The organism is Clostridium sp. CTA-7, from assembly GCF_054768095.1.
Genome location: NZ_BAAAAV010000002.1, coordinates 621220 through 641918, shown reverse-complemented (window position 1 = coordinate 641918; position 20699 = coordinate 621220). Strand labels below are relative to the sequence as shown.

The 20699-nt window shown below is 27.5% G+C and carries 18 protein-coding genes; 5 read left to right on the top strand and 13 right to left on the bottom strand.

Annotated features, from left to right (window positions below):
* Together ACYUEX_RS06120 and ACYUEX_RS06115 are read right to left on the bottom strand one after the other, a co-directional pair.
* Nucleotides 1–248, bottom strand: a 248-nt coding sequence (locus ACYUEX_RS06120) for a hypothetical protein (protein WP_460287048.1), incomplete at its 3' end; no start/stop codon positions are given.
* Between the two features lie 54 nt (nucleotides 249–302).
* On the bottom strand, nucleotides 303–530 hold the full coding sequence (locus tag ACYUEX_RS06115) for a hypothetical protein (protein WP_460287047.1): 228 nt from the start codon (nucleotides 528–530) through the stop codon (nucleotides 303–305).
* Between the two features lie 338 nt (nucleotides 531–868).
* On the opposite strand from ACYUEX_RS06115, the gene ACYUEX_RS06110 reads away from it, so the two are divergent.
* The gene (locus tag ACYUEX_RS06110; protein ID WP_411168451.1) at nucleotides 869–1303 is read left to right on the top strand and encodes a CBS domain-containing protein; all 435 of its coding nucleotides are present in this window, start codon (nucleotides 869–871) and stop codon (nucleotides 1301–1303) included.
* Nucleotides 1304–1353: 50 nt separating this feature from the next.
* On the opposite strand, the gene ACYUEX_RS06105 is transcribed toward ACYUEX_RS06110, so the two are convergent.
* The 5 genes from ACYUEX_RS06105 to ACYUEX_RS06085 form a co-directional block, all read right to left on the bottom strand.
* Nucleotides 1354–2115, bottom strand: a complete 762-nt coding sequence (locus tag ACYUEX_RS06105; protein ID WP_460287046.1) for a PHP domain-containing protein — start codon at nucleotides 2113–2115, stop codon at nucleotides 1354–1356.
* Between the two features lie 227 nt (nucleotides 2116–2342).
* Entirely contained in the window at nucleotides 2343–3251 is a 909-nt protein-coding gene (locus tag ACYUEX_RS06100) for a sensor histidine kinase (RefSeq protein ID WP_460287045.1), read from the bottom strand.
* Between the two features lie 112 nt (nucleotides 3252–3363).
* Nucleotides 3364–4116, bottom strand: a complete 753-nt coding sequence (locus ACYUEX_RS06095; protein WP_460287043.1) for an ABC transporter permease — start codon at nucleotides 4114–4116, stop codon at nucleotides 3364–3366.
* Nucleotides 4109–5029 (bottom strand): ATP-binding cassette domain-containing protein, encoded by a 921-nt coding sequence (locus ACYUEX_RS06090; protein WP_460287041.1) that lies wholly within the window; start codon nucleotides 5027–5029, stop codon nucleotides 4109–4111. The genes ACYUEX_RS06095 and ACYUEX_RS06090 overlap by 8 nt, the downstream gene beginning before the upstream one ends.
* A gap of 128 nt (nucleotides 5030–5157) precedes the next feature.
* Nucleotides 5158–5859, bottom strand: coding sequence for a response regulator transcription factor (locus tag ACYUEX_RS06085; protein ID WP_460287039.1), 702 nt, complete (start codon nucleotides 5857–5859; stop codon nucleotides 5158–5160).
* Nucleotides 5860–7011: 1152 nt separating this feature from the next.
* Here ACYUEX_RS06085 and ACYUEX_RS06080 point away from each other — a divergent pair.
* From ACYUEX_RS06080 to ACYUEX_RS06070, 3 genes are all read left to right on the top strand, one after another.
* Entirely contained in the window at nucleotides 7012–7905 is an 894-nt protein-coding gene (locus ACYUEX_RS06080; RefSeq protein ID WP_460287038.1) for an ABC transporter permease, read from the top strand.
* The gene (locus ACYUEX_RS06075; protein ID WP_460287037.1) at nucleotides 7892–8647 is read left to right on the top strand and encodes an ABC transporter ATP-binding protein; all 756 of its coding nucleotides are present in this window, start codon (nucleotides 7892–7894) and stop codon (nucleotides 8645–8647) included. Before ACYUEX_RS06080 ends, ACYUEX_RS06075 begins: the two co-directional genes overlap by 14 nt.
* Nucleotides 8648–8761: 114 nt before the next feature.
* Nucleotides 8762–9769 carry an ABC transporter substrate-binding protein gene (locus tag ACYUEX_RS06070; protein ID WP_460287036.1) on the top strand — a complete coding sequence of 336 codons (1008 nt, stop codon included), beginning with the start codon at nucleotides 8762–8764 and terminating at the stop codon, nucleotides 9767–9769.
* A 129-nt stretch (nucleotides 9770–9898) separates the two neighbouring features.
* Here ACYUEX_RS06070 and ACYUEX_RS06065 read toward each other — a convergent pair whose 3' ends face one another.
* From ACYUEX_RS06065 to ACYUEX_RS06050, 4 genes are all read right to left on the bottom strand, one after another.
* Nucleotides 9899–11149, bottom strand: a complete 1251-nt coding sequence (locus ACYUEX_RS06065) for a GNAT family N-acetyltransferase (protein ID WP_460287035.1) — start codon at nucleotides 11147–11149, stop codon at nucleotides 9899–9901.
* 472 nt (nucleotides 11150–11621) lie between these two features.
* Complete coding sequence (locus ACYUEX_RS06060; protein WP_460287034.1) at nucleotides 11622–12173, bottom strand: helix-turn-helix domain-containing protein; 552 nt, start codon at nucleotides 12171–12173, stop codon at nucleotides 11622–11624.
* A gap of 797 nt (nucleotides 12174–12970) precedes the next feature.
* Nucleotides 12971–16378, bottom strand: a complete 3408-nt coding sequence (locus ACYUEX_RS06055) for an FtsX-like permease family protein (protein WP_460287033.1) — start codon at nucleotides 16376–16378, stop codon at nucleotides 12971–12973.
* A 10-nt stretch (nucleotides 16379–16388) separates the two neighbouring features.
* Entirely contained in the window at nucleotides 16389–17090 is a 702-nt protein-coding gene (locus ACYUEX_RS06050) for an ABC transporter ATP-binding protein (RefSeq protein WP_411168465.1), read from the bottom strand.
* Between the two features lie 251 nt (nucleotides 17091–17341).
* Here ACYUEX_RS06050 and ACYUEX_RS06045 point away from each other — a divergent pair, with 251 nt between their 5' ends.
* A complete protein-coding gene (locus ACYUEX_RS06045; RefSeq protein ID WP_411168466.1) occupies nucleotides 17342–17893 on the top strand; it encodes a TetR/AcrR family transcriptional regulator in 552 nt (183 codons plus the stop codon).
* 497 nt (nucleotides 17894–18390) lie between these two features.
* Here ACYUEX_RS06045 and ACYUEX_RS06040 read toward each other — a convergent pair whose 3' ends face one another.
* Nucleotides 18391–19248: a DegV family protein gene (locus ACYUEX_RS06040; RefSeq protein ID WP_411168467.1), complete on the bottom strand. Its 858-nt coding sequence runs from the start codon at nucleotides 19246–19248 to the stop codon at nucleotides 18391–18393.
* A 533-nt stretch (nucleotides 19249–19781) separates the two neighbouring features.
* Nucleotides 19782–20603, bottom strand: a complete 822-nt coding sequence (locus tag ACYUEX_RS06035; RefSeq protein WP_460287032.1) for a nitroreductase family protein — start codon at nucleotides 20601–20603, stop codon at nucleotides 19782–19784.
* Nucleotides 20604–20699: the final 96 nt, after the last annotated feature.

Genomic DNA, 20699 nt, shown 5'->3' with positions numbered 1-20699 from the left:
CCCTGCATTCCATGCATTCCTTGCATTCCTTGCATTCCTTGCATTCCTTGCATTCCTTGCATTCCTTGCATTCCTTGCATTCCTTGCATTCCTTGCATTCCCTGCATTCCTTGCATTCCGTACATACAATGCATTTCTTTCATACATTGTATTGCTTGCACCATAGACATGATACACATCATTTGCATCATTTCTTTCATTTCATTTTTATCTATGCTATTTTCTAGCATATTTTTTTCATTTTCCACAATAAGCCTCACTTATAATTATTTATATCATATACATATGCTAATTATTATACTTTATTTACCAATAATTTTTAAATTATATATTTCTTTATATATGCAACAATCATTATAAATACTGCTTTTAATAACTTTTATAAATTCATCTTTTACTATATCTAATTGCTTCTTAAAACCATGATTACAAGTATTATTAGGTAATATTTCCATTTCATCAATGTCAAGAAGCTCCTTATCTATATGCTTAACTGTAATAAAAAATATTTTTGGTATTGATAAATACATACTTATCCTCTTTTTTAATTAATTCATAATAATATATTCTATTTTTCTATAATTATTGCCTAAAATTTTAGTAGATTCCGCATTCACTTATAATATTGTTCCTTATTCTTAATTCTAAAATAAATAACCATCGACAAAACATTTCTGTATTGTCGATGGTTTCATGGTGGAGTCGAAGCGCGACCTTTGAAATTCACTATTAAATATTTCTTATTTCCATTCTTAATATAAATAACTACCTTCTTGAATGTAATCTTTTTAAAATTAATAAAAAATATAAAATTTTTTAATTATAAAAAATGCATTCAATGGGAAATATATTTGTGGAGGTGAATATTATGTTAATAAAAGATGTTATGTCAAAAGATCTAATAAATTTAAATTCAAATGATTCTGTTGAAAAGGCTGCTCAAATGATGAAACAATATGATATAGGAGTAATCCCTGTATGCGATGATTCCCATAGATTAGCTGGAATAATTACAGATAGAGATATTACATTAAATTCTGTAGCATCAGGTGCCAATGCAAAAGAGCAAAAGGTATGCGATTTCATGACTTTAAATCCTGTTACAGGAAATCCTAATATGGATATTCATGATGCAATAAGACTAATGAGTAGGCATCAAGTAAAAAGACTCCCTATTGTTGAAAATAATAATCTTGTTGGAATAGTTTCTTTGGGAGATATTTCACAAGAGCCCAATCTTGATGATAATGCTGGGGTGGCTCTTAAAAACATCTCAAAACCGGGATCAAATAACCAAATATAATTATTATATAAGTCAAGTACCACCAGCTGAGCTGGTGGCTTGATTAAGCCCTATATCTCATATGATTTTCCAAGCTTAACTCTATCAAATCCACCAATCCAATCGCCAGTATCTTTAGCGTATTGTTCCCCAGTCTTTCCTTCTTCTATATACTTTTTAATTAATATTTCGTTTTTTCTTATAACATAATTAATTTTTTCTACTCTTTTCTTATCACATCCAATTTCTATTGGCTTTGTTATAAGAGCCTTTGCAAGTTCTTTCTCATTCTTTGCATCAGTATCAATAATGTTATAATATATACCAACTTTATCAATACTATGAGAGTCTGAATTCCCTAAAAGTTTCATATTTAATTTTCCAGCTAATTTTCTTATAGACTCTTCATCACAAGCTCCTATATTAGAAGAGTGTAGCTCAACAGCATCTGGAGTAAAAGTAGCAATATCTATATCAATTACATTAGAATATCTATACGGATGGCATAAAGCTATAAACCCTTCTCTTTCTTTTACAAATTTATACAACTCTTCATATGTCCACTTTTTATTTTCTATAATATCATCATCTACTCCTACAACTAGAACATCCGTTCCATTTGGTATAGTTCTAACTTCTACTCCATTAAATATTTTAAATGGTTTGTATTTTTCTCTAAGCTCTTTCAGTCTATCCTTTGGCATTAATTTATCATGATCACTAAAAACTATTGCATCTAATCCATTCTTTATTGCACTTTGTATTAATTCTTCCTCATCTGAACCACTGCAACTTGATCTTTGCATACAATGGTTATGTAAATCTATTTTCATAATTTTTCCTCCTATCCTTTAAGATGCTACTACTAATCCCTTTTGTAATTCTAAGAATAAAATATTTTCTACTACCTCTTGGATTTTTCACTTTAATTTATTATACTCAACAAATAAAATAAATTAAATATCTTTCATTCCAATTTACTCCAAAAGATAAAATAAAAGCGGATTATAAAAACCCACTTTCAAACTTTATCAACATAGTATAAATATATAAAACAATATTATTTTATATATTTCCATTCACATATTATAGAAACCCTATTTTGTTCAAATCTTGAGGTTATAACTCCATTCATCTTTTCCATTAAACTTTTTACAATAGAAAGACCAAGTCCTACTCCTTGTCCTTTTCTTACCTTGTCTGCCATATAAAATCTATCAAACATACGTAATACATCTTTTTCATCAATGCTTGTACATATATTGGAGATTTTTAAAATAACCTTATCTTTAGATTCTTCTAAATTTATTTCAATGTCTTTTTCTGCATATTTCAATGTATTAGAAAGTAAGTTATCTATTATTCTCTCTAAGCTGTCCTTCTCACTCATTATAAAAATTGGTTTATCCAAAATATTTATCTTTGGTTCAAGTCCTTTGCTTTGAAAAGCTTCATAAAGTGATAAAATTTCATCACGTACTACATTAGTTAAATTTACTTTTCTCATATCTAATTCATAATCTTCACTTTCTATTGAAGCTAACTCAAAAAAATCATTTATAAGCACATTTAACTTATTAGTTTTATTTTTAAGTATATCTAGTGCTTCTTTTTTATCTATTTCATCATTTTGAAGTAACTTTAAATATCCTACTATTGAAGTTAATGGTGTTCTTAAATCATGAGACATATTAGCTATTCCTTGTTTTAATGTGTTTTCAAATACTACCTTTTCTTGTTCATTTCTTTTATAGAGTTCCAAGTATTCATTAACCTCGCAAGCAAGTTCTTCTATATCTTTATCTGCTATTTGAGTATTAATCCTTTTACTTGTTTTTCTCTCTTTAAAGTCCCTAATCTGATTAGTAATATCTCTTATTTGCCTTTTATATGCAAATAATTTAATACACATTACTATTGAAAATATAATTATAAAAATCATAAATAAAATAATAGCTAATAAATACATCTTAATTCTCCTAATTTATATAATAATTTTTTTATCTTAGTCATAATCAAATAAATAATAGACCAAAGATTCGAAGCATATTTGGTCTATTATTTATTTGATTATGCCTTAATTACTTAATATCTTCATGTTTTACATATAATAGACTTACTGCAATTGTTATTATAAATGTTACAATTGATGAAATTATTCCAATTATGATATCTGATTTTGGTGCAAATTGGGCTATTGCTCTTCCACCAACAATAAAAGGGCATACGTATGCAACTATAGTTGAAATAGGCAATTTTAAATCTGATACAAAAATCAATAATATAAATAAAATTGGTGAAACAACTGTGCACAAACTATTCCTTGTTACTATGGCAATCATGGCAACTATAGATATTGTTGCTACATTATATATTATTCCAATAACAATTATTCTAATTAAAAATAATATAGTATTATAATTTAAAGCTTCACAAAATCCATAATTAACTGAAGTATATATAACTAAAATTGTTGTGTAAATTAATTGTAGGAATAAAGAAGATATTATAAATACTATTAGCTTACTTAATATAACTTCACTTCTCTTATATCCATAAATAAAACTTTTACTCATATTATTTTTTAAGTCTTTAGCAATAAATTCTCCTGCAAATAAAGCAAATATAAAACTTGTAAATAAAATGTATTGAAATGCATAGTCTATTGAATACATTCCATTTACAAGTTCAATATGTGTACCTCTTAATCTTTCCGCATCTAAATCAAAACCTCTTATCAAAAAAAATGAAGCTCCTAATGCCAAAAATATCATTCCAATAAAAGACTTACTTTTTCTTAATTTATAAAATTCCCCTCTAATTAAATTACTCATTATCTTCTCCTCCAACTAACTTAGTAAAATAATCTTCTAGGGATTCACCCATTTTCATTATTTCTTTAACTCCTATGTTATGCTTAGCTAAAGCCAAAGTAATCTTTTCTCCATCAAATTCATCATATATTCTTATAATATTATCTGGGAAAACTTCATAATCTTTTATTCCAAGTTCATTTTCTAGAATAATTGAAACATCTGAAGAATCGTTTATTTTGAGGTGAAGATACATTCTACATTTATTAGAAAGTTCACTTGCAGTTATTTCTTCAATTAATTTTCCATCATTTATAAAACCATACCTATTTGAAATTTGAGTAAGTTCAGATAATATATGGCTTGATATTAAAATGGTAGTTCCTCTTTCTTTATTTAATTTAAGTAAAAGTTCTCTTATTTCTTTTATTCCAATTGGATCTAATCCATTTATAGGTTCATCTAAAATCAAAAGTTCTGGATCACTTAATAAAGCCATAGCAATTCCTAATCTTTGTTTCATTCCTAATGAGAAATTTTTAGTTTTCTTCTTCCCTACATCCTTAAGTCCTACTAAATTTAATGCCTCATCAATACACTTAGTTCCTGGAATCCCCCTTTGAATTCTGATAAGTTCAAGATTTTCTTTTGCATTCATATTAAGATATATCTCTGGTGATTCTATTAATGTCCCAATTCTTCTTCTTTCTTTTATGACCTCTCTCTCTTCAATACCTCCAAATAGCTCAACTTGCCCCTCATTAGGTATAACAAGTCCTGTAACTACCCTAATCATAGTTGTTTTACCAGCACCATTTTTCCCTACAAACCCATATATGTCACCTTTTTTAATATTAATAGATAAATTATCTAACACCTTTCGCTTTTTATATATTTTTGTGATGTTACTAGTTCTGATTACATATTCATTCATTTCAGACTTTACCTCCTCTTATAAATCATGCTTTTATAATAAAGAATATTTTATAAGAAAACTTTGCTAAAACCTTTCAAAAGTATTAAATCTTTTTAATAGGTATTTTTATACTAAATTTCAATTAACTATTTCCTTAATCTATACCCCATTGCCCAAACTGTTTCTATGTAATCTTCACCTCTACTATTAGCTTTAAATAGCTTATTTCTTAATCTACTTACATGTACATTTACGGTATTATCATCACCTAAAAATTCTTCTCCCCATATGCTTTCAAAAATATTAGCTTTACTGTACACCTTATTAGGATTAGTTAACAATAACTCTAATACTGAAAATTCTCTTGCTGTTAATGTAACTATGACTTGTCCAACTTTTACTTCCTTACTTTCTGTATTTAAAGTAATATCTTTATAACTCAAAATTTTACTTCTATTTTCCTCATCTGTAGAAAATTCTAAATATCTTCTCAAATTAGAATTAACTCGTGCAACCACTTCATCTGGATCAAAAGGCTTACAAATAAAATCATCAGCTCCCTTTTCTAATAATTCTAGCTTAGTCTTTTTAGATGTTTTTGCACTCACAATAATGATTGGAGCTTTTGTGATTTTTCTTATTTTTAATATGGCTTCCTCTCCACTAAGGCCTGGAATCATCAAATCTAGTAAAATCATATCCCACTTTTCATTTTCTACACACATTAAAGCTTCTGTGCCTGAAAAAGCCGCTCTAGATTTATATCCCTTATTCTCAAAAATACTACAAAGTAATTTATTAATATCATTGTCATCTTCAACCACTAAAATCCTAGCTCTTTTATCCATAACTTTTCCCCTTCTAAATCTATATAAAGTCATTTTTTATTTTGTAATTTCTATATGAATATTTTACCATAACTCATTTTACATTATTAGTAAAATATAAATATCCTAAGTTAAGTAGAGAATAAAGACAAAAAAGCCTTCTTAAATAATTAAGCCCTTTATTGGTGTAGCTACCTTAATTAAGTAAAAATACCGCATAAAATAAAATATATCGGCTTCGGTATAGCCTCCACCAATTTATTCTGTTTCTTCTTTAAATCAAATATCCAAAGATTATTCATTTTAATAACCACCTTCTCTTTTTTATAGTCTCGAATAATCGAGCAGTACTTTACTTTGAAAAATATTTTTAACAATACAAGATAACATATCATTCTTTCACTGAGAATTATATTCTTTTCTTTTTTAGTTTATATTTAGAACTTGTGTATATTTTGTGTGTATTGATATTTAATTCTACTACAGGAATAAGACAACTATTAATAGGTCTTAATTTTTCCTTTAAAAGAATGCAATATATACCCAACAAAGTAGATGCTGAACTACAAGGTATATTAAAAAATGGTTGATTTGTTGTCCTTGCTGGGTTTTAATGGTTGAGGCGAATCGCAGTAATAAAACCCACGAATTAATTTAGAAGACCTGAATCATAATTTTATTTTTAGTTTATTCTTATCCGCTTCATTTAATTTTTTTAAAAATTTACCCAATTTTATATTTTTTATTGACTTATAAATTTTCATAGTATATACTCTATATTAAATTAAAAATGAACGTCAAATATTATTAATTAAAAAATAGAACTGGAGGGTAATTATGAATACTTTAATAAACAAACAAGCACGATTTAGTTTTTATAGCCAATTTATATAGGGTTTGTACCAAGTTATAAATTTGATTAATTTCAACATGGATACAAGCCCCTTATGACTTAGAAATAATTTGGGATTGTATCTGTGTTGGCTATATTGTTTATAATGTTATTCATTATTACCATTTATAAAGTCACACGGATTGTACTGTGTGGCTTTTTTATATTCAAAAATTAACCACACGGAATATGCTGTGTGGACTTTTTATACCCAAAATTAACCACACAGATTATACTGTGTGGTTTTTTTATACAAAATAATTTTTAAAGGAGTATTTTTTATGACAGGAATTGTATCTGTAGTAACACAAAGTTTAATTTTATCGATTATGGCATTAGGTATTTATATCAGCTATAAAATCTTAGATTTTCCAGACTTATCTGTTGATGGAGGCTTCTCACTAGGTGGTGCTGTTATTGCTTTCTCTTTAACTAATGGAATCTCTCCAACAATGGGAACTTTATTAGCTCTTATATGTGGTTTAGTTTCTGGTCTGGTTACTGGTATTTTACACATTAAACTTAAAGTTTCTAACTTACTTTCAGGAATTTTAGTTATGGGTATGCTTTACTCTATTAATCTAGGAATAATGGGAAAATCAAACCTTCCATTATTTAATTTCAATCACTTATTTAATACTCGTATTTCTCCATTAATATTAGTTATAACTGCTGCATTATCTTGTAAATTTATTTTAGATTTGTTCTTAACTACTGGACTTGGATATACCTTAAAAGCTGTCGGTGATAATCCTCAAATGGTTAAATCATTAGGAATTGATATTGATATTATAAAAATATTAGGATTAATGTTATCTAATGCTATGGTTTCTTTATCTGGTAGCTTATATGCTCAATTCCAAGGATTCTCTGATGTTAATATGGGCATTGGTACTTTGGTACTTGGAATAGCATCAATTATAATTGGTACATCTATATTTAAGAGACTTACATTTATTAAGGCCACTACATCTGTATTATTAGGAACTTTAATCTACCAATTTACAATCTATTTTGCGATAAATTTAGGTGTAGTATCTCCTAATAACTTAAAATTAATGACTTCTATAGTAATAATTTCATTCTTAAGTATTGGTAATCTAAATATTTTTGACAATAAAAATACTGGCCATAAAAATTTAAAGAAAAGAGGTGTTTTAGATGCTACAAATTAAAAATATTTCAAAAACATTCCCTAATCCATATGGAGATCCTAATATAATCTTCAATGATCTCTCACTAACTATAAATAAAGGGGAATTTGTTAGTATCATTGGAAGTAATGGCACAGGTAAATCTACCTTACTTAATATAATCTCAGGATTTATAAAAGAAAGCCAAGGAGATATTTTATTAGATGGTAATAACTTAACAAAGCTAGCTGAGCATAAAAAAACTCAGCTAATAAGTAGAGTATTCCAAGATCCAAGTTTAGGCACTTGTCCTTCTATGACAGTTAGAGAAAATTTATCCTTAGCTTTAAACAAAGGGAGTTTACTAAATCTAAAAAAATGTCTTCGTCACAAAACTGAAGTTATCGAAGATTTATTAGAAGATATATCACTTGATCTAAAAAAATATTTAGATGTTCAAGTAAAATATTTATCTGGCGGTCAAAGGCAAGCACTTTCTCTAATTATGTCTAGTATTACAAACCCAAAAGTTTTATTACTAGATGAGCATACTGCTGCTTTAGATCCTAAGACTTCAAATGAAATTATAGATTTGACTAATAAAATTGTTAGAGAAAAAAATATAACTACACTGATGGTAACTCATAATCTAAAACATGCTATCAACTATGGTGATAGGCTTATAATGCTTCATAAAGGTAAAATAATTTTAGATATAAGCGGTGATGAAAAATTAAATATCACTATAGAAGAAATACTAGATAAATTTGAATATGCAGTTTAAAATATAAAACTTAATTTATATCTTAATTAATGTTAAATAAATTTGTGTATAGATTTAACAATATATATGAATATGTGAACACATATAAAAATAAAATTTAGGAGGATTATATATATGATAATAAAAAATAAGTTAATAAATTTAATTTTAATAGTCTCAGTTGGAGTCTCTTTACTTACAGGTTGTTCAAAGAATAATAATGACAAATCATCTAATTCAAATAAGGATATCAAAACCATAGGAATTACTCAGCTAGTAGAGCATCCATCTTTAGATAAAGCAAGATATGGGTTCATAAAAGCACTAGAAGATAACGGATATAAAGATGGAGAAAATATAAAAATTGATTACCAAAATGCTCAAAATGATATGCCTACAAATCAAACAATTGCAAATAAGTTTGTATCTGATAAAAAAGATTTAATATATTCTATATCAACGCCATCAGCTCAAGCAGCTTATAACGCAACTAAAGATATACCTATTCTAATGACCGCTGTTACTGATCCAGTCGCTGCTGGTTTAGTAAAATCTCTAGATATGCCTGGAGGAAATATATCTGGTACATCAGATTATATATCTATAGATAAAAATCTAGAATTGATTAAAACACTTATCCCAAATGCTAAGACTATAGGTGTTTTATATAATACTAGTGAAGTAAATTCAAAAGTACAGGTTGATATGCTAAAGGAGTATGCGTCTAAAAATAATTATAAAATTATAGAAAAGGGTGTTTCCTCTGCAAATGAAATTAATCAAGCCATGTCTAGTTTAATATCTAATATAGATGTTTTATATGTTCCAACAGATAATTTAATTGTTTCTTCTATGCCGATAGTTTCTAGAATCGCTACTGATAATAAAATTCCAGTAATCGCCTCAGAAGATGGTTCTGTCAAATCTGGTGCACTTGCATGTCAAGGTATAGACTACGAAAAATTAGGCTATAAAACTGGAGAACTTGCTGTTAAAGTTTTAAATGGTGAGCAAGTATCTAATATTCCTGTAACCATGTTAGATGAAACTCAAATAATAGTTAATGAAGATACTTTAAAATCTCTTTCTATAGAAAAAATTAATGATAAAAACATAGTATATGTTAAAACTGACAAAAATTAATTAAGGATCATAGTGTAAAAAACAAAAATATATATTATCATAAAATAAAAAATCCACGACAGAAATGTCGTGGATTTATTAGTGAAGGCGAAGCATGACCTTTAAAATTCACTACAAAGAGGGAAAGTACTAATATGTAATTTCATTCAAACTATCATTTATATCTAATGTCCATATATATGGATAGCCTTCAGGAAATAAAACCTTAAATACTGCCTCCGTATCATCGTTAAAATATTGTATCCTATCTTTAAAACACTCAATAGATTTATAACCTGTATAAACTGAAGTAAGCACATTTATAGGAATTTTAACTTCTAATCCTATTCCATTAGTTATTTTAATTACTCCATCATCTATTTCTAACGTGGCACTTTCTAGTTCCGTCACTATTGTATATTTGGCAGTCAATTTATAAAATTTTGATTCCTTCAATCTCTCTTCCAATAAACTTGAAATACTCATCAAGGCTTCATCTAAATTTAGAATCTTATACATCTCTCCCCATGTGCCATCAAATATTTCATTATTACATCTAATTGCTCCACCATGTTTATAGATATACTTAGCAAAACTATTATTTAATGGTGCTCTTACTCCTAGATGATTACAATTTTTACTTATTAAAATTTGATAAAGCTTAAAACATATGCTTTCTGAAGCCAACTCATTTTTCATAGCAGCTTCTTTAATAATTAGCTGCTTCTCCTCCTCTTTAATCCATGCATAGCCCATTAATTCATCTTCTTCTAGCACGATATACCAGTAGGAATTTTTATCTAGGCATTTTTCTTCTATCATATATTTTAAGTATTCTACACTCCTTACTTCTGAACCAAAGTTAAAATCTGTTTCTTGTTCAAATATTTCTAACATTTTCTCTAATAAATCATTATTAAATTCACTAACCATTTCTACAGCATATTGATTTTTACTATTTTTTAATGCTTCATGGTTAATAGTTACGTAATTATAAAAATATGCAGGTACTGCATATTCAAACCTATACTGTTGATAAAAATTAGGGATACCGATCAATCTACATAAAAATATTTCCTCTTCCTTCATCTTCTTAAAAGAATACTCCATCAACTTACTACAATAACCTTTATGTCTATATTCTGGATGAGTTCCTACTAAATCGAATTCTCCAACTTTTACAATATTATTCCCTATCTTTTGCACTTTTTTAGTTACTACTAAAGAAGAGATAATCTCATTACTTTCTTCTATATAAAAACAATCTTCTTCTATTTTGATGAATGGATTTCTAAATAGTAATTTATCTATTTCTTCTTCAATTCTGCCACCTTTAAAAATTAATTTATTAAACTTAATATATCTTTCTTTATCTTCCTGTTTTAAAAATTTGATTTCCATTTCTTATTACTCCTTTCTAATTACAAGTTAGAAACGATTAGAGTATATTAATTGTAATTACTATTTAATAAATTCATATAAACAAAAAAGTTGCAGGCAAACTAATTCACCTACAACTTAACTACTTACAAATAATTATATATTTAGCTTGTAATTAAATGAACTTAGCAAAAATAGTTATACTAATTAATATACCTAAAAATTTCTACTCTAATAGACTTATTTCTAAGTCTTCATAGTTATAAAATTTCTTAATTAGTTTTAACTACCTTTGTATTAAGCCCACCTTTCACAATTAATTTCAAAAATTATTACTGTTATATTATATCAAATTTTTATAAAAAATAAGCATCTAATATTATTTTATATAAAAATTTTTTACTAACATATAAATTAAAATTTATTTAATTTGGCCACAAATTGGAATTTGTTAAACTCTAACTTATTCTCATCTATTATATAATAAATTAAGTTACTCTTCATCTATTTTTACTCTTAACATTTTATTCTTAACTTTTACTGCATATTTTAATTCATATGCTGGTACACCATTATTAATTGATTCTGCAATTTCATCCATTTCCTTTTTTATTTTTTCTTCATCAGCATACCAACCAAGTACAATTGATTTTTCTCCCCAAAACGCTCCGCTATTAACACCAATCAACCAATATTTTGGTTCATCGCTTTTTGCTTTATACATTACATGTGATGCTAAAACTTTATAGCAATTAACAATTGCTTTTCCATCATATGATTTAATAGTAATTTTCCCAGTTGGTATAATTATATTATTGGATAACTTTTGGTTGTTTTCAGTGGATTTTATCTCACCTAACATCAAATAATCTAAAGATATATTAAGCTCTTTAGATAACATAAGCAATTTTTCCATCTCTGGATAGCCACTTCCCTGTTCCCATTTAGAAACTGCTTGACGGCTTACTCCAATTATTTCTGCTAACTCTTCCTGTGAAATATTCCTTTCTTTCCTAATTGATTTTAAATTATCTGCAAAACCCATGATTTTCTACCTCTCTTCTTTGTTATTATGTGTAAATTATAATAAGTTTTACACTAAAATAACACCAACCTACAATTGCAAATCCGCAACTTGAATTTGCAATATTCATAAAATGTATGAAAAAATCCTTTTTCATTTAATTTTTATCAAAATTATTACATTACATACTATAGATAGTTTTGAGGTTATCTCTACGATAAATCCCTATTTGTCTTACACTTAAAGATTATTTTTCCCATTTAATTATAGCATATTTTGTAAATATAATATTATTTATGATACGGTATTTTCAATTTCAAAAACAGCCTTAGGCAATATATATCAATGCCTAAGGCTAAAAATAGCACTTATTTATAATACGATTTTCCCCTATTAATCCTAAAAATATTTTTTATACATTCATTTTTATGATATTATAAATTCTTATAAATTTTATTATATTTATTATTAATAACAAGCTTTTTATTAGAAATTTTTAAAAGTTATGGTTTTCTGCATATTTAAATAGTAGATAGATATTTTTTATCTACTGAAACTCTTGATAAACCTAGTAAAATCAAGGATTTTGAAGGGGCTAACGTTTCATTAGGTCCTTGAAAAACAGAAAAAATACCAATGATATATTCTACTGTCTTTTAGGCATAAAAACAGTTATTCTTGTACCTATCTCTTTCCTACTTAAAACTGGTGTTAGTATAAAAGAATAGATATACTTTTTATACTAACATCAGTATCATAGTAAATTAACATATTGATTAAAAATTAAAGGAAGTCGCGTTTCGCGACTCCCTTTAATTTTACTCTATAGATTTTAAAGCATCTACCATATTTACTTTTTTTAATTTTATGTGCATCATTATCATAACTAATATTGCAAAAACCATTGTAATTAAGCCAGAAATTACATAGCTACTCATGTCAACAGTTGGTATCATCATCATATTATCCATTTCTGCTGTACTTACTAAAAATACATATAATATTTTACCCATAAATGAGCCTAAAAGTATTCCTAGTATTGTTAGTATTATGTTTTCTCTAAATATATACATTGCAACTTCATTATCATAAAAACCTAGTACCTTTATTGTAGATATCTCTCTTATACGTTCAGATACATTTATATTTATTAAGTTGTATAGCACAACAAATGCTAAACTTCCTGAAGCCACTATTATTACTATCATAACTAATCCTAAGTCAGCAGATTCACTTAAACTTCTTATCTTTGAAGCAAGAGTAACATTTATTACTTTATCATTGTCCATAAGAGTAGAGGATATTTTGTTATCATCTTCTCTGTCCGAATTTAAATTAAGTAATTGTGCATTATATATTGCCTCACTATTAAATATCTCTTTATAATATGATGGTGATAAATATATATAATGTCCAGCATAATTTTCTACTATATTATCTACCTTAACTTTATGAGAATTATTATCTGAATCTGTTACAATTATATCATCACCTACAGATACATCTAAAATTTTTGCAAGTTTTTCATTTATAATTACACCATTATCAGATAGTTTATATTCAGTACCGCTTTTTCTATCATTTAGTAATATATATTTACTTAACTCATTTGTATTTTCTGGCACATACATAGTAGCAGTTTGCTTGCTTATACCTTCTTTACTAAAAGTAACTGACTCCTGATGAATATTTAAGCTACTTTCATATCCTTTTAAGTTATTTAAACATTTATTGTATTCTTCATCTGCTTTTTCAGTACTATTATCATCAAATACCACCATAGCATCATACTTTAATAATTTGTCAAATTGAATATCCATAACTGAAGAATTAGATTTTTCAAGAGCCATCCCTGCAACAAGCATAGCCATACATCCTGATATACCAAGTATTGTCATTAACATCCTTTGCTTATATCTAAAAAGATTTCTAAATGTAACTTTTTGATTAAAGTTTAATCTTTCCCATAAAGGCGTAATTCTTTCTAACAATATCTTCTTACCAAGCTTTGGAGCCTTTGCTCTCATTAAATTGGAAGGGTTCTCTATTAATTCTCCTTTTAATACAATTAATGCTGCTCCTACTGTACAAAGTATTGAAGCTACTAAAGATTGAATTATATAGGATGAATAATAGTGTATTTTTACATCTGGTAAAGTAAATGCAAATGCATAAGCTTGATTAATTATATATGGAAGAATACTACTTCCAACTAATATACCAATTACACATCCTACAATACTAGCTAATGCTGCATAAACTACAAATTTGCTAGCTATTTCTAAATCTCTATATCCTAAAGCTTTTAGTGTTCCTATTTCCACTCTATTTTCTTCTACCATTCTCGTCATTGTAGTTAAGCATATAAGTGCTGCAACTAGGAAGAAAAATACTGGAAATACTGAAGCTATTTTATCTAAGCTGTCAATTGAACCTTTATAAGTTGAGTAACCAGGATTATCCTCCCTATCAAAGAAATAATATTTACTATCATCTAAATCATTTAATTTTTCTTTTTCTTTATCTATCTCTTTTCGTCCATCTACTAGTTTTTCTCTATTTTCCTTGATTTCTTTTTCTCCATCAAGAAGTTTTTGATCTGAATCTTCAAGCTCTTTCTTAGCCTTATCAAGTTCTAACTGACCTTGTTTTTTACCTTCTTCAAGATCTGCTTTCCCTTTTATAAGTTCTTCTTTTCCTTTATCTAATTGCTTTTGAGCTTCTTCAAGTTTTATTTTTCCTTCATTAAAGATGTGAGCTTGCTCTTCATAAGCAGTTACACCTTGCTGATACTGATTTATTCCAGTCACTAAAGCTTCCAATTTAGATTTATTTTCACTTACAGTTTTACTAGCACCTTCTATACCATTTGAGATATTAAGTGCTAAATAAATATTTGTTGGATCTTTTTCTAAACTATTTACTAAGTCACTTAAACCATTTAATCCTAAATTAGGGTTAGATATAACCCCTTTCCAATACTGAATTTTTTCATTTGGAATTTTGTCACCTTCTTTAAGGTTATTTGCTATTTCTTTTATATCATTAGAAAGTGTATTGTATGTTGTAATTAACATATTTAAACTATCTATTTGATTTTTATACTCTTTTGTACTTTGGGTAGGATCAATTCCTTGATTTAAAAATTCTTGCTTTGCATTATCAAGTTCAACTTTAGCTGCTTGAAGTTGTTTTTCACCATCTAAAAATTGCTCTTTTTGCTTATCAAGTTCTTTTTGTCCATTATCTAATTGCTTTTCACCTTCTATTAGTTTTAATTCCCCATCTTTAATTTCTTGCTGATACTTTTCTGCAAATTCTTCATATTGCTTTTTACCATCAAGAAGTTGCACTTTACCATCATCTATTTCTTTTTGAGCATCTTCAAGCTTTCTTTCCCCATCTTCTATTTCTTTATAAGCTTTATCAAATTCTTTTTGTGCATCTAATTTTACTTCCTCAATTCTTTCTATAGCTCTATTTGAATATAAGTCTTCAAGATACTTATTATTTTCTTCCATATTTTCTTTATACTCATCACTATATGAACCAAGATTAGCTACATTTTTAAATCGTACATATATTTCAGTATATACATCCATTGATATATCACTACTATTTAAGACTGCAAAGTAGTCTACACTTCCTTTTCCAACAGTAGTCGTTCCTCTAGATATATTTTCTATATACATAGGACTTTGTACAAATCCAACAATCTTAAAAGTTTTCTTAGTAAAATACTTATCTAAGTCTACATCAGATTTTATTGTATAATCATCACCTATTTTTAAGTTTTCATTTTCCTTTAAAGCATTTTTATCTAAAGATATCTCTCCACTATTTTCAGGTAATCTGCCTTCTGTAACAATATGTTTATTTATATTAGCAGAGTCATTTGGATTATATTCCATAAACCTAACAACATTATTTGTATTAGTTAAATTTACATCTACACTATGTGTTCCATAGTAGTCTAAAATTTTATCGTTATTTTCAAGTAACTTTAGATCATTATCATTAAGACCTACACTAGATACTATCTTACTATCCATTAAATTTTGTTCACTAAAAAATTCATTTATAGATTCTTTTAAGTCTGGTCCACTTGATTTGATTCCAGAGTAAAAGGCAACTCCTAAAAATATTATGGCTAATATAGAAATAAACCTTGCTTTTGAAGATAATATTTCTCTTGTTATTGATTTTTTATATGCTCTATTTTTCATCTTTTATCCTCTACCACTCTATAGACTCAACTAAAACAGGATTTTCATTTACTTCGATACTTCTAACCTTTGCATCCTTGAGTTTTATAACTCTATCTGCAATTGGTGCAAGAGCTGAATTATGAGTTATAACAATTACTGTTGTCCCTGTATTTTTACATGTATCTTGTAATGTCTTTAAAATCTGTTTTCCTGTTTTATAGTCAAGAGCACCAGTTGGCTCATCACATAAAAGCAATTTAGGATTTTTAGCAATAGCTCTTGCTATAGCTACTCTTTGCTGTTCTCCTCCTGACAATTGAGATGGAAAATTACCTTTTCTATGAGCAAGTCCAACTAACTCAAGAGTTTTATCAACATCTAAAGCATTTTTTGAAATTTGTGTAGCAAGTTCTACATTTTCTTTTGCAGTTAAATTTTGAACTAAATTATAAAATTGAAATACAAATCCCACATCATATCTTCTGTAACTTGTAAGTTGTTTATTATTAAATTTAGATATATCAACATCATCAATAATTATCTTTCCTTCATCACAAGTCTCCATTCCTCCAAGTATATTTAATACAGTTGTTTTACCTGCTCCACTTGGTCCTAAAATAATAACAAACTCTCCTTTTTCTATTGAAAAATCAATACCATTGTTTGCTACAACAATATTTTCTCCAACCTTGTATCTTTTATATTCATCTCTTATTTCTATATATGCCATCTCGTTCTCCTTTATCTGTATCTACTTTAAGGCATCTTCAAAAAATAATTTTCAGATGCCTAAAATACTCAATGTTATTAAATAGACACTTTGTTTGGTTAATGCTATAATACTAAGTATAAATAATACATAAGCTAGTTACAATAAGCACATATTTTTATAATGTTATTAAATATACATTTGAGTTATTTTTGTTTATTTAATAGCATATAATTAAAAATTTTTTTGATTAGTTGAAAAGGATGAGTTAAATGGCAGGAGTTAAAGGAAATAGAAGAACTTTATATACTAAAAAAATAATAAAAGAAAGTTTAATTGATTTGCTTAAGCATAAGAAAATTCACGAAGTTACTGTTACTGATATCTGCAAAAAATCAGATATTAATAGAGGAACTTTTTATGCCTATTATAAAGATGCCTATGATTTGCTTAATTCCATAGAAGATGAACTCTTTAATCAAATCTCAGAATATATTGAGGAGACCCCTGTTGAAGATTATAAAGATGTTTTATTACTTAAAGCCCTTGAATTAATTGAGGAGAACAAAGAGTTATGCAAAATATTATTCAGCAAACAAATGGAAAATAACATCATGGATCGTATTGTTTACGTAGCAAGTAGAGCTGAAATTGATAAGCTAGTTAACAATTCAAAAGTTGATGATGTCTTTTTAGATTATTTTATAAAATATTCTGTAGGAGGAGTTGTTTCAGTTGTTCAAACTTGGCTAGAAAATGATTTAAATGAATCTCCTAAGGAAATAGTTAGAATTATAAATCATATTATTGCTTTTCATCCTTAAAATTTTACAAGAAGGTCACTTCGTGACCTTTAATCTTCCAGGAACCCATATGCACCATTCTTACGTCAATGTAGTAGCAAGGCAAGATATGATAATGCTACAAGGATTTGCTCTGAGCTTTATATTATTGCACAAAAAAGAACCTATATAAATATCACTTTAATCATAAGTTTATATTTATAGGTTCCGTTTTATTCTTATAAGGTATATTTTTTAATTGTCTTTGATATAATTTCTGCTTTATTATAAATACTATATATGCCTTTTATTTATTTAGAAATTAGGTCAAAGTTATATCAATTTTATTTCTTTTTAATAGCTACACGCCATATCTCTGGTCCTTGTTCAAGATATTCCCCCTCAAATTGTTTAGTTATAATTCTAAATTATTTATGCCTATTTTACCGCATTTTCAGAAGGAATATTAAAAATTTATTAATTTTCTCACCGCCTGCTGGGGAACCTTTTGAAGGCGTTAGCGACTGAGATTGCCACTCCTAAACCGCTTTAGAAAATCCTACAATTCCAAATGAACCTGGTCCTCCATGAGTAGTAATTACACATCCGGTCTGCATCCATCTAATATTTTCAAAGCCTATTTCCTTTACTTTATCTTCAGCTGCTCTACGAACTGTATCAGACAATCCTATTGACCACAATAGCCACACTTCTTTTTTATCCAAATTTTTCGTATCGCTATATTCTTCTATTAGCTTTGTGACTATCCTTTCCATTTTTCCACGATACTTTTTCTTAGCTACTAAATATCCATTTTCAATTTCAATTGATGGATGTATATTAAGTATTTTTCCACCTATAAAGACTGCATTACTCACACGCCCTCCAGCTCTAAGATACTCTAATTTATTAGGAATAAAACACATTTGGCAAATATCACATAGTCTGCTTACTTCTTTTATCAATTCTTTCATAGTAACATTAGGGTTTGCTTTTAAATATCTTGCTGTTTGAATTACAATTGCCCCCTGACCAATAGATACCTGCTTAGTATCAATACTCGTAACATATTCTCTATCCTCTGCTGCTATCAAAGCACTCTGATAGGAGCAAGTTGTTACTGACGAATATGCTAAATGCAATATCTGTTTATCCGGATATAATCTGTGAATTTCATCAAATACTCTTATAAAATCCTCTGGTGAGCTTCCACTTGTCTTTGGTATTTTATTTGTATTGTTGTAATACTGACAAATTTTTTCAACTGGAAAAGTTCCATCATCAAAAGTTTCATTCCCCATAGTAACATGCATTGGGACAAGGAAAATTCCCATTTGTTCTGTAATATCTTTCGGAATATCTGACCCAGTTTCCGCCACTAATATAATATTACTCATTTTTAATTACCCCTTCTATTATCTAATTATTTTATATTGTTAAAGCTATTTTATTTAATTAATGAAATGAAGTTTACTTCGTTTTCCATCTAATTATTCATATTATAAGTTTGCAATTGGTTTGCTATATAATCATCTAATACATTAATCATAGTATAGCTCTTCTTATTTGTAAATAATTTACTAAATAACCATAATTATATTATAAAATTGTTTTAATAATGTTATAGTTTTATTTTAAAAGTTTCATATTATACATATTTTATTATTCATTAATTCTTCTTTTAATTTCTTCTTGAACTTATTCCCACATCTCCTTTGTAGTTTTCATTCTTTAAGATTGTCACTCACATTTTTACTTTCTTCCTGTGCAAAAGAAGAAAGGACGATAAGCATTAACTCACCGTCCTCTGATAAGGTATTTATAAATTCCTCAAATCCTTCGATATCAGCTTATTTGCGTACTATCTTCACAACTGTCTCCACATGCGTTTTTATAGAAAGGTGATACTAATACTCATAATTAAATGAGTTTATTTCCAACTTATATCTGCTTCTTTTCTTGGAGCAGTTCTAGAATATTTCACATCAGGATATCCAATTACCATGCATGTTACAATCTTTTTACCTTCCTTTACTCCAAGAAAATTCATAATCTTTTTGTTATCTTGTGCAGCTCTTACTAAAAATCCGCTAAATACTGTTCCGAGACCTAAAGCATTTGTCATAAGCTCCATATTTGAAGAAGCTAATGCACCATTTACCTCTGAATTAGCTGTAACTATTATTACTACCGGTGCATTAAAGAACATCCTATCATTTTTATTAGGATTTGCATTATATTCTTCATACATTTTTATCCACATCTCTGCATATTTTTTAAGTTTTATAGTCTGTGGAGTCAGATTGGCTAGTACATCTTCTCCCAATTTCTTTGAACTTTCTATTGCTAAAGCTTTTAGTTCTTGTATTCCTTCTCTTACTACTATATAAGACACCTCTTGTAGGTTGCCACCAGTTTGAGTATACCTACCAGCTTCTATAATTTTAGAAATCTTCTCTTCTTCTACTTCCTTATCTTTAAATTGTCTTATAGTTCTTCTGAATTTAATGAAATTTAGCAGGTTATCAGCATCAACTAAAAACTCATCTTTACTATACTGTTTCACATCTTCCATGTTGTATTCATCTGTTGATATTGCTTCTTTAGGACATATAGCTATACAATGCCCACATTTAATACAAGTTTCATTATTAATCTTGGCTTTACCATCAACTATTTCAATGTCTCTTGGAAAGCAATCCTTAACACATAGTCCACAGCCAATACACTTTTCAGTATTTACATTCATCATAATATACTCTACTCCTTATAGGTTCTATTTAATATACTTTTGACTTATATATAAATAAAATTTATAATAAACCTATTAAATTATTTATATATTTTC